This is a genomic window from Corynebacterium sp. HFH0082 (assembly GCF_000411235.1).
Classification (GTDB): Bacteria; Actinomycetota; Actinomycetes; order Mycobacteriales; family Mycobacteriaceae; genus Corynebacterium; species Corynebacterium jeikeium_D.
Genome location: NZ_KE150404.1, coordinates 1,725,599 through 1,737,995 on the forward strand (window position 1 = coordinate 1,725,599; position 12,397 = coordinate 1,737,995).

The window sequence follows — 12,397 nt, forward strand, 5'->3', positions numbered from 1 at the left end:
CTAGAACAACTAGGTCCACCAGGAAGGAATCCACTTACTGTGCGCCTGATTTTTGCCGGAACCCCGGAACCTGCTGTCGTTGCACTGAAGAAGTTGCTCGAAGACTCCCGTCATGAAATCGTCGCTGTTCTCACTCGCCCCGATGCCCGCCGTGGCCGCGGTAAGTCGCTTTCGCCCTCGCCGGTGAAGGCTCTGGCCTTGGAACACGACATTCCCGTGCTCACCCCGACGACCCTGCGCGATGAAGAGATCCAGCAGCAGATCCGCGAATTAAACGCCGACTGCATCCCGGTGGTCGCCTACGGCAATCTCGTGCCGGAGGAATTGCTCGATGTACCGACGCACGGCTGGGTCAATCTGCATTTCTCACTGCTTCCTGCTTGGCGAGGTGCCGCGCCGGTGCAGGCAGCTATCGCTGCCGGCGATGAAGTCACGGGTGCCAGTACTTTCCGGATTGAAAAGGGTCTGGATACCGGACCAGTTTTCGGTACCGTCACCGAAGCGATTCGCCCGACCGATAATGCCGACGACCTTTTGACCCGCCTGGCATACTCCGGCGCGGATCTTCTAGCCGCCACCATGGACGGCATCGAAGCCGGTGCGTTGCGTCCGACCGCTCAGCCAGAACAGGATGTCAGTTACGCCGCTAAGTTCGGGCCGGAGGATGCCCGAATCGTTTGGACTCAGCCGCGACATCTTCTTGACCGCCGCGCTCGTGCATTCACGCCTGCCCCAGGTGCGTGGACAACTCTCGACGGCGCACGTTTGAAGGTCGGAGAGCTCACCCCGCTTTCCGACGAGGACAGCGCCGCGGTCGACGAGGTGCGAAAGGCAGCTGCTCCGGAGGCGGCAGCCGCCACACCGGGTGAGTTGGTAGTGGAGAAGCACCGAGTATCTGTGCGTTGTGCCGATGGCTATGTGCAGCTGGTGAAGGTGCAGCCACAGGGTAAGAAGATGATGGATGCGTCCGACTGGGCGCGAGGTAGCCAACCCGGCGGAAAGGTCTGCGAGTAAATGGGCAACGACAAACCCCGCCACACCGGTGGCGGACGGCAGCGCGGCAACCGCAGCGGACAGAACCGCAATGACCGCAACCGTAACCGTGACAACAGAGGTGGGGACAATCGCGGTGGCATTGACCAACCGCGCAAGGTCGCACTGAAGGTACTAGCCGACGTTCGCGAGAATGATGCTTACGCGAACCTGCTGCTGCCCAGGTTGCTGAAGGCACACAAGCTCAAGGGTCGGGATGCTGCTTTTGCAACTGAGCTGACGTACGGCACACTGCGGGCGGAAGGCCTGTTGGATGCCGTGATTGAGGCATCGTCGTCACGCCCGTTAAACGATATTGCTGGACCGGTGATGGATGTGTTGCGCCTGGGCACGTACCAGCTGCTGCGTACGCGCGTCGATGCCTACGCGGCGGTCGATACCTCGGTGCGGGCGGTGGCGAAGGTAGCGGGACCTGGTGCGCGCGGCTTTGTCAATGCCATTTTGAGGAAAGTTTCCTCGAAGACCGAAGGCGAATGGGTGGCTGAGGTCGCGCCGGATCCTGCGACCGATCCGATTAGCTACGTAGCGATGAAGCATGCCCACCCGCGCTGGATTGCGATGGAGTTTGCCCGCGCACTCGGTGCACAAGCCGGTGAGCTGCAGCAGGCACTCGCTGCCGACGATGCGCGCCCGTTGGTGCACTTGGTCGCTCGTCCGGGCGAGATTACTGCTGAGGAATTGGCACTGATCACCGGCGGTGAAGAGGGACCGTGGTCGCCGTACTGCGTGCGCTTGGATTCCGGTGCCCCAGGAGAATTGGAGCCGGTCCGACAGGGCTTGGCTGCGGTGCAGGACGAGGGTTCTCAGCTCATTGCGCGTGCCGTCACCATGGCACCCGTTGCCGGTGAAGACAGCGGCCGCTGGTTAGATTTGTGTTCCGGCCCCGGTGGTAAGTCAGCTTTCATCGGCGGCATCGCAGCTATTGAGGGCGCGAAGCTCGACGCTGTTGAGGTATCTGCGACTCGCGCAGAACTGGTGAAGAAGGCCACGGCCGGGCTGCCAGTGACTGTAACCGTTGCGGATGGTCGCGATACCGGGCTGGAGGCAGGCTTTGACCGCATTTTGGTAGACGCGCCGTGCTCTGGTTTGGGCTCGCTTCGCCGTCGCCCGGAAGCGCGCTGGCGGAAGTCGCCGTCCGATCTGAACTCCTTGACTGCGCTGCAGTTTGAACTGCTCAGTGAAGCTGTGCGTCTGGCACGGCCGGGTGGCATCATCGTCTATTCCACGTGTTCTCCGCATCTGCGGGAAACCAGGGGCATTGTCGATAGGGCAGTGACGGAATTGCCGGTGACGGAGCTGAATGCACACGAGTTGGTAGCGCCGATGACTGATGTCGGACCGTATCCATCTGTGCAGATGTGGCCACACCGCCACGGTACCGATGCGATGTTCTTCTCAGTTTTGCGCAAGAACGACTAGGCTCAGAGGTTATGAGCGCACCAATTATTGCCCCGTCCATTCTCGCTGCTGACTTCGCTCGCCTCGACCGCGAGGTTGAGGCTGTAGCCAATGCAGATTGGCTGCATATCGACGTCATGGATGGCCACTTCGTTCCCAACCTGTCCTTCGGCGCTCCGGTGCTGGAGGCCGTAGCTGCGGTGACGGACAAGTACTTGGATGTCCATCTCATGATTGAGAACCCGGAGAAGTGGGTCGACACCTACATTAAGGCGGGGGCGAGCTCCGTTATTTTCCATGTGGAAGCCGTCGACGATGCCATCGCACTGGCACGCCACATTCGTTCCCAGGGCGTGAAGGCCGGGTTCTCGCTGCGCCCGGGTACCCCAATTGAGCCGTGGCTGGATCACCTCGCCGAATTCGACGAGGTGCTGGTCATGAGTGTCGAACCCGGTTTCGGGGGCCAGTCCTTTATGCCGGATCAGCTAACCAAGGTCGAGAAGCTGCGTCAGCGCATTGATGCCGAAGGTCTGGATACTCTGATCGAGATTGACGGTGGTATCTCCGCCAAGACCATCGAATCCGCTGCCGCCGCCGGTTGCGACGCCTTCGTTGCAGGGTCGGCCGTTTTCGGCGCTGATGATCGTGCGGCGGCTGTCGATGAGCTGCGCGCATTGGCCACTACTGCTGCAACTAAGTAGACGGCGGTGAAGCACGGTGGCACAGTTTCCGGATCTCGTCTCCGCACAGCCGCTGACTGACGCTCAAGCTATGGCATTGGCCATAGAAGCCGGCCAGCGAGTTCGGGGCACCACCTATCCCAATCCACCGATTGGTTGCGTCATCCTCGATACCGCAGGGATTGCGGTAGGAGTGGCCGGAACTGAGCCGGTAGGTGGCCGACACGCAGAGCCACAAGCATTAGAAATGGCGGGGGCACGAGCTCAGGGCGGTACTGCAGTGGTCACACTAGAGCCGTGCAATCATATCGGCCGTACACCACCGTGCACCGAGGCACTTGCGGCAGCCGGAGTTTCCCGCGTCATATTTGCGGTCGCCGATCCTAATCCCGTGGCCGCTGGCGGCAGCGAGTGGTTGCGATACAAGGGAATCGACGTGGTCGAGGAGTTCCAACGCAATCGTGTGGCGGATGGCTATCTGCGTCCATGGTTACACTGGCAGCGCACTCGGCGCCCACACATCACGCTGAAGACGGCGGGCACGCTGGATGGTTTCGCCGCCGCTACCGACCGCACCTCGCAGTGGATTACGGGGGAGCAGGCGCGGGCACGGGTACATATCGATCGTGCACGTCGGCAAGCGATTGTCGTCGGAACGGGAACAGTGCTCGCTGACAATCCGCGATTGACCGCGCGCACACCAGACGGCGAGGAGCTGTCAACGCAACCCCTGCGCATCGCGATCGGCACCTCGGAGGTCGCCGCCGATGCGAATATCCGCGGCGATAACTTCCGCCACATTCGCACTCACGATGTGGAAGTGGCGCTGGAGACAATGGCGGATATGGGACTTATTGACGTGCTGGTAGAAGGCGGCCCACGGCTCGCCAGCGCTTTCTTAGAAGCCGATGCTGTCGACGCGATTGAGTCTTACATTGCCCCGGCGTTTCTCGGAGCTGGTCTGCCGGTGACATCGGCCAACCATGAGACCACCATCACTGACATCTCGCGCTTTCGTACCGTCGCGGTCGAGACTCTGGGAGATGACATTTTGATTACGGCTCTCCGCAGTGGCAAAGATCGCGGGTAGACCGGCTAGAGTTAATTTTGTAAAAATCTTTCAATTTATAACAAACGGTAAAGGATTTTCCTGACCACTATGTTTACGGGAATTGTTGAGGAACTCGGCGAAATTCGCGAAATCCACCGCGAAGCCGATTCCATTACTCTGACCATTCGCGCGACCACCGTGCTTGACGACGTGCACCACGGTGATTCCATTGCTGTCAATGGCGTTTGTTTGACCGTCGTGGAGTTTGGCGATGATTTCTTTACCGCTGATCTCATGCAAGAGACTCTGGATAGGTCGAGCCTCGGCCAGGTTGAGGTCGGCTCCAAGGTCAACCTCGAACGTGCAACCGCAGTGGGTCAACGCCTCGGCGGCCATATCGTGCAGGGACATGTCGATGGCACCGGCGAGGTTATTTCGCGCACGCCAGGGGAGCGCTGGGAAGTAGTGCGGATTTCGCTGCCGGAGCATCTCTCCAAGTATGTCGTGGAAAAGGGCTCAATTGCCGTGGATGGTACTTCGTTGACCGTCTCTGCAGTAGGCGAGGGGTTCTTTGAGGTCAGCCTGATACCGACGACGCTGACGGACTCCGTTATTGGTTCGACCGCGGTAGGCGCCAAGGTCAATTTGGAAGTCGATGTGCTAGCCAAGTACGTCGAGAAAATGTTGGAAAGATAAGCTACAAGACTGTGATTAAGTTCGATTCTGTAGAGCGGGCCATTGCGGACATCGCAGCCGGTAAGGCCGTGGTCGTCGTCGACGATGAAGATCGTGAGAACGAGGGCGACATCATCTTCGCCGCCGAGAAGGCAACGCCTGAACTTGTTGCCTTTATGGTTCGCTATTCCTCTGGTTACATCTGCGCGCCGCTGACCGCCGAGGACTGCGAGCGTCTGAATTTGCCACCGATGGTGTCAGAGAATGAGGATGCCCGCGGTACCGCATACACAGTGACCGTGGATGCCAACACCGGTACGACCGGTATTTCCGCCACAGATCGTGCGAACACCATTCGTACTCTGGCTGATCCCACGTCGAGCCCGCACGATTTCACCCGACCAGGACACGTGGTTCCGTTGCGAGCTCGCGATGGTGGCGTCCTCGTCCGTGCCGGCCACACCGAGGCTGCGGTCGATCTCGCCCGCCTGGCAGGGCTTCGTCCTGCTGGCGTGCTGTGTGAGGTTGTCTCCGAGGAAGACCCGACCGGTATGGCGCGCGCGGAGGAACTGCGTCGCTTCTGCGACAAGCACGATTTAGCGCTGATCTCCATTGAGCAGCTGATCGAATACCGTCGCCACAACGAGCACTTGATTGAACGCGTTGTCGAAACCAAGCTGCCGACCGACTACGGCGAGTTCCGTGCCATTGGGTACCGGAGCCTTATCGACGGTGTTGAGCATGTCGCTCTCGTTGTGGGGGATGTGTCTTCCAACGATGGTCAGGACGTCCTCGTGCGTGTGCACTCCGAATGCCTCACTGGCGACGCACTGGGATCTCGCCGCTGCGACTGCGGTCAGCAGCTGCACAACTCCATGCGCATGGTTCACGAAGCGGGGCGTGGCGTCATCCTCTACATGCGCGGTCACGAAGGCCGAGGCATTGGTCTGATGCCGAAGCTGCAGGCCTACCATCTGCAAGATGAAGGCGCTGACACCGTTGATGCCAATCTTGCGCTCGGTTTGCCGTCGGATGCCCGTGAGTACGGCACTGGTGCACAGATTCTGCAGGATCTTGGAGTCACCACTATGGCGCTGCTGACGAACAATCCGACCAAGCGTGCCGGCCTAGGTGGTTATGGACTGGAGATGAGCCGCCGGGTACCGGTGCCAGTTGAGGTCAACGAGGATAACTTGAAATACTTGTTGACAAAGCGCGAACGCATGGGCCATGAGCTCCCTTGGTTGGATGAGTACATGGAGACCCACGGCATTTCGACAGAAGGAGCACAGTAGATGAGTGGCGCAGGTCTTCCTGAAATTTCCGTTCCCGATTCCACTGGTGTGACCGTCGGTCTGGTCACCTCTCACTGGAACGAGGAGATTACTGGGCAGCTTCGTCGTGAAGCGCTGTCCCAGGCCGAGGAGGTCGGCGCTGTAGTCACGGATGTGACTGTCGTCGGTGCTCTGGAGATTCCGGTTGTGGTGCAACAGCTCGCCCGAACTCACGACGCCGTGGTGGCGCTGGGGTGCGTTATCCGCGGTGGTACGCCGCACTTCGACTATGTCTGCGACTCGGTGACTGAGGGCCTGACGCGGATCGCACTGGACTGTGAAACGCCAGTTGGCAATGGTGTGTTGACCTGCAACACTGAACAGCAAGCAATTGATCGTGCCGGCGGTGAGGGCGCCGCGGAGAATAAAGGTCGCGAGGCCATGGCCGCAGCGCTGCACACCGTCGCAGTGTTGAAGTCCCTTCGTGAAGGTGGAGCTGAGTAAGAATGGGTAACTCCGAACGCCACAGCAATTCGACTGCCGTCGACACCGGTAGCGAAGACAAATGGCTGTTGGAAATCACCTCGCAAAAGCTGCGTCTGTGGGCGATTATCGCTGCAGTTGTGGTTTTCGCTATCCATATCTTCATGGGTATCGTGGTGGACTTTGGTAACACCGGAGCTTCGGTGACCGCTATCGACCAGCTGGCTTTCCCAATGATTGGTTTGATCATCGCCGGGGTAATCCTGCTGCTGACTCGGGCTCGCGTTCGCGTCAATGCCAGGGGTGTGGAAGTCCGCAATCTACTCAATGCGAAGTTTTACCCGTGGGTCGATATCTACGGCCTGAGTTTTCCAAAGAAGTCCCGCTGGGCTCGCTTGGAGCTGCCTGACTTTGAGTTTGTGCCGATGCTCGCGATCCAGTCGGCCGACGGCAGCCGCGTCGTGGAAGACATCCGCCGGTTCCGTGAACTTGAAGACGAGTTCATGCCGGAGGACTAACCCAAGGACACGTTTTAAGGACACCGTAAGTGACTGACCCTTCTCAGTACCGTCCCGCCCCCGGCACCATTCCCACGGAGCCGGGGGTGTACCGTTTTCTCGATTCAACCGGGCGCGTTCTCTACGTCGGCAAGGCGAAGAATCTCCGTGCGCGTTTGTCTAACTATTTCCAGGACTTAACTCGGCTTCATCCCCGCACCCGCCAGATGGTGCAGTCCGCTTCGAAGGTGACGTGGACTGTCGTCCACAATGAAGTCGAAGCGCTGCAGTTGGAGTACACCTGGATCAAGCGCTTTAATCCGCGGTTCAACGTGATGTACCGCGACGACAAGTCGTATCCGATGTTGGCCGTCAGCGTTGGAGAGCTGTACCCGCGGCTCTTTCTCTACCGAGGACCGCGCCGGAAGGGCGTGCGTTATTTCGGGCCTTATTCACACGCGTGGGCTATCCGAGAAACGCTCGACTTGCTTACACGAGTTTTCCCAGCCCGCACCTGTTCAAAGGGAGTCTTCAACCGGCAGCAAGCCCTGGGGCGGCCCTGTTTGCTCGGCTATATCGACAAATGCTCGGCGCCTTGTGTCGGCCGTGTCAGTGCCGAGGAACACCGCGAAATTGTCCGTGGTTTTACCAGCTTCATGTCGGGAAATACGGGCCCGGTCACGAGGCGCTTAAAAAAGGAAATGGAGGAAGCTGCCGGCGAGTTAGACTTCGAGCGCGCCGCTAGTCTGCGCGACAACCTCGCTGCCATCGACAAGGTCATGGAGCGGCAGTCAGTCGTGCTTTCCGACGCCGCCGATGCCGACTTTATTGCGCTAGCAACCGACGAACTGGAAGCGGCCGTGCAGATTTTCCATGTTCGGGCGGGACGTATTTACGGTCAGCGCGGCTGGGTAGTGGAGAAGTCCGGCGAGTACGCGACTACGGAGTTTCGAGAGGGAGAAACTGACCCCAGCTTGGGTGGGCTGCTAACGCAGTTCCTGACACAGTTCTATGGCGACGCCGCCAAGCACGCGGATGTCGACGGCGATGAATCAACCACTGCCGCCCAGGTTGTGCCACGCGAAATTCTCGTTCAGGCCACGCCCGACGATCTTGACGAGGTTACTGCATTTTTGACCGATATTCGTGGCACCAATGTAGATATTCGCGTCCCACAACGCGGTGACAAGCGGACGCTCATGGAGACCGTGCAGAAAAATGCAGCTGAAGCGCTACGCCAGCACAAGCTAAAGCGAAGTGGAGATCTAACTACTCGATCGCAGGCTCTCTCCGAACTCCAGGACGCGCTATTTATGGATGAAGCGCCGCTGCGCATCGAGTGCACTGACATCTCGCATATTCAGGGCACCGATGTGGTGGCCTCGTTGGTGGTCTTCGAGGATGGATTGCCCAAGAAGTCCGACTACCGCCGCTACCGAATCAAAGATGCAGCGGGTGACGGTCGCTCGGACGACGTCGGTTCTATCGCTGAGGTGGTGCGCCGTCGTTTTCTGCGCCATAACGAGGACAAGCTCGCCATGCCCGATGATGCAAGCGAGATGTTCGTCGAAGAGACGACTGATGCCGTCGATGAGCAGTCGCGGAGTAACCGCAAGTTTGCCTACCCGCCACAGTTGTTCATCGTCGACGGTGGTGCACCGCAGGTCGCAGCCGCACAGGCGGTCCTCGATGAACTCGAGGTCACCGATGTGACGTTGGTGGGGATTGCCAAGCGCTTAGAAGAGCTGTGGATTCCCGACGATGATGAGCCACTCATTCTGCCGCGCAATTCGGAGGCGATGTACCTTATTCAGCGAATTCGTGATGAGGCGCACCGCTTTGCCATTAATTATCACCGCCAGCAGCGCTCTAAACGCATGCGTTCTTCGGTGCTTGATGGCATTAAGGGGCTGGGGCCAGCACGCCGCAGTGAGTTGGTCAAGCACTTTGGTTCCGTTGCGGCGCTGAAGAAGGCCAGCGTCGAGCAGATCGAAGAAGTGGCTGGTTTCGGGCCGATGCTCGCGAAAACTGTTTACGATTACCTCCATCCAGACGAGAAGCCGTCAGATCCAAACTCGGATGTCGGTCCGGGAGAGTAGGCGTAGAAGTAGGTAAACAAGTGGCTAAAACCGCACTTGAAACAGTGCTAGGGGGTTTACTTCCGCTAGTAAAACCGAGAGCGGTTGGGCGGAATTGTATTAGAGTGATGGCATGATTACTTCGGGTTATTCCCCTCAGGCTGAAAAGTCACTTGTGTTGATTACCGGCATGTCCGGTTCCGGACGCAATACGGCCGCCAGCGTCTTGGAGGAGATGGGCTGGTATGTCGCAGACAACCTGCCACCGGAGTTAATTATGCGCATGGTCGAGTTGTCGTTTGAGGCGGACTCTCCAGTAGAGCGCCTCGCTATCGTCACCGACGTGCGCTCGCGCGCGTTCGCCGGCAGTTTGGGGGAGGTGCTCGACGGACTCCGCAATGAGGGGCGCCAGCCCTATGTCATCTTCTTTGATGCCAACGACGACACCCTCATCGCCCGCTACGACTCTGTCCGCCGCACCCATCCGCTGCAGGAAAATGGCACGCTTTCACAGGGTATTGCCGCTGAACGTCAGATGTTGCTGCCAATAAAGGGCATGTCGGATTTAGTAGTGGATACCTCTGACATGAGCGTGCACGATTTGCGCCGTGAGTTAGAGCATCAGTTGTCGGATACCGCTAGCAAGATTCAGCAGATCACCATCGAATCCTTTGGGTTTAAGCACGGTGCGCCGCGCGATGCCGACATGCTTTTCGACGTCCGTTTTCTCCCCAATCCCTATTGGGTACCTGAGCTGCGTGCGGGCCGCGGTACCAACAAAGCCGTGGCCGACTACGTGCTGTCCCAACCTGAGTCTCAGGGGTTTTTGGACAACGTCACAAACTTGATTGAATTGGTTTTGCCCGGGTACCGCCGTGAGGGCAAGGGTTTTATGACTATCGCTGTGGGATGCACCGGAGGCCATCACCGAAGTGTGGCCATGTCGGAGGCGCTGGCTAAGAAGCTCGAGGGAGTTTCCGGGATCAACGTCAACGTCGTCCACCGCGATATTGACCGCAACTAGCGGTTTTAGTGGAGGTGTAGAAATTGACATCAATTACCAGTCTGGGTGGCGGTCATGGTCTATTTGCCACGCTGAGAGCTGACCGTCAGGTTGCGGACCATGTCACAGCGGTGGTCACAGTTGCCGACGACGGCGGATCCTCGGGTCGCCTTCGTCGTGAGCTGGGGCAGATTCCCCCTGGAGACCTTCGCATGGCACTCGCCGCGCTTTCCGCAGATACGGAAAAAGGCGATCTGTGGGAAAAGACACTGCAGCACCGCTTTGGCGGAACTGGCGCACTGGCAGGGCATGCGATTGGCAATCTGATTATCGCTGGCCTCACCAGTGTGATGGGAAATGAAGTCGACGCGCTTGACGAAATTGGCCGGTTGCTGCAAATCCGAGGTCGCGTCGTGCCCATGTCGCCGATCCCGCTAGAGATTGAGGCCGAAGTCGTTGGCTTGGAGCAGGATGCTCGCGTTGTGCGCCAGGTCCGTGGCCAGGTCGCAGTGGCCACGACACCTGGCCAGGTGCGCCGAATCCGGCTGATTCCTGAGACTCCGCCGGCATCCGAGGAGGCCATTGAAGCTATCCTCAATGCCGATTTGGTGACGCTGGGTCCGGGTTCGTGGTTTACTTCGGTTCTGCCACATCTTCAGGTGCCCGGGCTGCGGGACGCTCTGCAAGAAACCAATGCCACAACCGTCGTGGTGCTGAATCTTGTCGCCGAGCCGGGGGAGACCGCCGGTTTTTCTTCCGAACGGCACATCCATATGCTCACGCAGCATGCACCTAACTTGAAGCTCAATTACGTGCTTGTCGACGACAACACGCCGCTCGCGGATACCGAACGAGAATACCTGCAGCGAGCGGCGGATAGCCTAGACGCGCAGGTTGTCTTCGCCGATGTGCAAGAAGTTGATGACCACGGAGCTCTGACGGGTCGGCATTCGCCGGAGAAACTAGCTGTCGCACTTCATCAGTTCCTCTAAAGCGTCCTGTCAATCGAGGGTTTTTATGCATTCTCCTGCGGGGATGCAGCAGGCAATCAACTAATTGCCACTCGATTGGTTCCGGATACTATCCTTGAGGTTTATTGCTAAAGCTCAAATGGGGTTAATTTCACCTAAATTAACCAGGCCCAAACCCAGCTCGTACACATGAAATGAGGATGGACAGCATCGTGGCATTGACGGCGAAGGTCAAAGACGAACTAGCCCGCGTGTCAGTTTCGCAGGAAAGCGCTCAGGCAGCGGAGATTGCGACCCTGTTCCGCTTCGCAGGAGGACTCCACCTGGTGGCAGGTTCGATTGTGCTGGAGGCTGAGTTGGATTCCGGCGCTGTCGCACGCCGCCTGCGCTCCATGCTGGCCGAACTCTACGATGTCAAAGCCAGCCTCAATGTCTTATCTCCCGGTGGCTTGCGAAAGACCTCGAAGTACATCGTGCGGGTAACTGATGGCGCGGAACTCGTCGTTAGGCAAACTGGCCTGATTGACTCTGCGGGACGTCCCGTACGTGGGCTACCACGCAAGCTGATCATGGGGCAGAAAATTGATCAAGAAGCTGCATGGCGGGGTGCTTTTTTGGCACATGGTTCACTGACTGAGCCGGGGCGTTCCTCAGCTTTGGAAGTCACTGCTCCTTGTGCTGAAGCGGCACTCGCATTGGTGGGATGTGCTCGTAGGCTCGGAATTACGGCTAAGAGCAAGGAGAATAAGTCCCGCGGTGGCGATCGCGTAATCATCCGAGAGGGCGATGCAATCGGTGCGCTGCTGACGCGAATGGGAGCCCAGACTACTCGCCTGCAGTGGGAAGAACAGCGAATGCGTCGTGAAGTGCGAGCGACGGCCACCCGCTTGGCAAACTTCGACGATGCCAACCTGCGGCGCTCGGCTCGTGCGGCCGTTATTGCAGCAGCGCGAGTAGAGCGTGCTTTAGAGATTCTCGGTGACGATGTACCAGACCATTTGGTGTCTGCAGGACAGCTGCGCATCGAGCACAAGCAGGCTTCATTGGAAGAACTTGGGCAGCTGGCCAATCCGCCAATGACCAAGGACGCCGTCGCAGGACGCATCCGCCGTTTGCTCTCCATGGCGGACAAAAGAGCAAACGAACTCGGAATTCCCCCCACAACTGCAGTCGTTACAGACGAACTTTTTGACAAAGAAGTTGACGAGTAAAGCACCTGTTATGCCTAGTCAGG

The 12,397-nt window shown here is 58.6% G+C and carries 12 protein-coding genes; all 12 read left to right on the top strand.

The genetic code is table 11. The features are described 5' to 3' along the window. Positions 1 to 39 precede the first annotated feature (39 nt). The 12 genes from fmt to whiA all read left to right on the top strand — a co-directional run bounded on the left by fmt (position 40) and on the right by whiA (position 12,374). Entirely contained in the window at positions 40 to 1,014 is a 975-nt protein-coding gene (gene fmt / locus HMPREF1206_RS07490; RefSeq protein WP_016422720.1) for a methionyl-tRNA formyltransferase, read from the top strand. Continuing rightward, positions 1,015 to 2,472, top strand: a complete 1,458-nt coding sequence (locus HMPREF1206_RS07495; RefSeq protein ID WP_016422721.1) for an RsmB/NOP family class I SAM-dependent RNA methyltransferase — start codon at positions 1,015 to 1,017, stop codon at positions 2,470 to 2,472. It begins immediately after the preceding gene. 11 nt (positions 2,473 to 2,483) lie between these two features. Beyond that, positions 2,484 to 3,152 carry a ribulose-phosphate 3-epimerase gene (rpe, locus tag HMPREF1206_RS07500; RefSeq protein ID WP_016422722.1) on the top strand — a complete coding sequence of 223 codons (669 nt, stop codon included), beginning with the start codon at positions 2,484 to 2,486 and terminating at the stop codon, positions 3,150 to 3,152. 16 nt (positions 3,153 to 3,168) lie between these two features. Continuing rightward, positions 3,169 to 4,221 (top strand): bifunctional diaminohydroxyphosphoribosylaminopyrimidine deaminase/5-amino-6-(5-phosphoribosylamino)uracil reductase RibD, encoded by a 1,053-nt coding sequence (gene ribD / locus HMPREF1206_RS07505; protein ID WP_016422723.1) that lies wholly within the window; start codon positions 3,169 to 3,171, stop codon positions 4,219 to 4,221. Positions 4,222 to 4,290: 69 nt separating this feature from the next. Continuing rightward, positions 4,291 to 4,878 carry a riboflavin synthase gene (locus HMPREF1206_RS07510; RefSeq protein ID WP_016422724.1) on the top strand — a complete coding sequence of 196 codons (588 nt, stop codon included), beginning with the start codon at positions 4,291 to 4,293 and terminating at the stop codon, positions 4,876 to 4,878. An 11-nt stretch (positions 4,879 to 4,889) separates the two neighbouring features. Continuing rightward, positions 4,890 to 6,152 carry a bifunctional 3,4-dihydroxy-2-butanone-4-phosphate synthase/GTP cyclohydrolase II gene (locus tag HMPREF1206_RS07515; protein WP_016422725.1) on the top strand — a complete coding sequence of 421 codons (1,263 nt, stop codon included), beginning with the start codon at positions 4,890 to 4,892 and terminating at the stop codon, positions 6,150 to 6,152. Then, complete coding sequence (gene ribH, locus HMPREF1206_RS07520; protein WP_016422726.1) at positions 6,153 to 6,635, top strand: 6,7-dimethyl-8-ribityllumazine synthase; 483 nt, start codon at positions 6,153 to 6,155, stop codon at positions 6,633 to 6,635. A 2-nt stretch (positions 6,636 to 6,637) separates the two neighbouring features. Next, positions 6,638 to 7,132: a PH domain-containing protein gene (locus HMPREF1206_RS07525; protein WP_016422727.1), complete on the top strand. Its 495-nt coding sequence runs from the start codon at positions 6,638 to 6,640 to the stop codon at positions 7,130 to 7,132. 29 nt (positions 7,133 to 7,161) lie between these two features. Beyond that, entirely contained in the window at positions 7,162 to 9,210 is a 2,049-nt protein-coding gene (gene uvrC / locus HMPREF1206_RS07530; RefSeq protein ID WP_016422728.1) for an excinuclease ABC subunit UvrC, read from the top strand. A gap of 112 nt (positions 9,211 to 9,322) precedes the next feature. Next, positions 9,323 to 10,213, top strand: a complete 891-nt coding sequence (gene rapZ, locus HMPREF1206_RS07535; protein ID WP_005510809.1) for an RNase adapter RapZ — start codon at positions 9,323 to 9,325, stop codon at positions 10,211 to 10,213. Positions 10,214 to 10,236: 23 nt separating this feature from the next. Beyond that, the gene (gene yvcK, locus HMPREF1206_RS07540) at positions 10,237 to 11,184 is read left to right on the top strand and encodes a uridine diphosphate-N-acetylglucosamine-binding protein YvcK (protein ID WP_016422729.1); all 948 of its coding nucleotides are present in this window, start codon (positions 10,237 to 10,239) and stop codon (positions 11,182 to 11,184) included. A 191-nt stretch (positions 11,185 to 11,375) separates the two neighbouring features. Next, positions 11,376 to 12,374, top strand: a complete 999-nt coding sequence (whiA, locus tag HMPREF1206_RS07545; protein ID WP_042389307.1) for a DNA-binding protein WhiA — start codon at positions 11,376 to 11,378, stop codon at positions 12,372 to 12,374. The last annotated feature ends 23 nt before the right edge of the window (positions 12,375 to 12,397 follow it).

Bases quoted from the DNA above. Each gene is read 5' to 3' on its own strand.
- HMPREF1206_RS07495 (WP_016422721.1), top strand. From the start codon at position 1,015: ATGGGCAACGACAAACCCCGCCACACCGGTGGCGGACGGCAGCGCGGC.
- rpe (WP_016422722.1), top strand. From the start codon at position 2,484: ATGAGCGCACCAATTATTGCCCCGTCCATTCTCGCTGCTGACTTCGCT.
- HMPREF1206_RS07510 (WP_016422724.1), top strand. From the start codon at position 4,291: ATGTTTACGGGAATTGTTGAGGAACTCGGCGAAATTCGCGAAATCCAC.
- ribH (WP_016422726.1), top strand. From the start codon at position 6,153: ATGAGTGGCGCAGGTCTTCCTGAAATTTCCGTTCCCGATTCCACTGGT.
- HMPREF1206_RS07525 (WP_016422727.1), top strand. From the start codon at position 6,638: ATGGGTAACTCCGAACGCCACAGCAATTCGACTGCCGTCGACACCGGT.
- rapZ (WP_005510809.1), top strand. From the start codon at position 9,323: ATGATTACTTCGGGTTATTCCCCTCAGGCTGAAAAGTCACTTGTGTTG.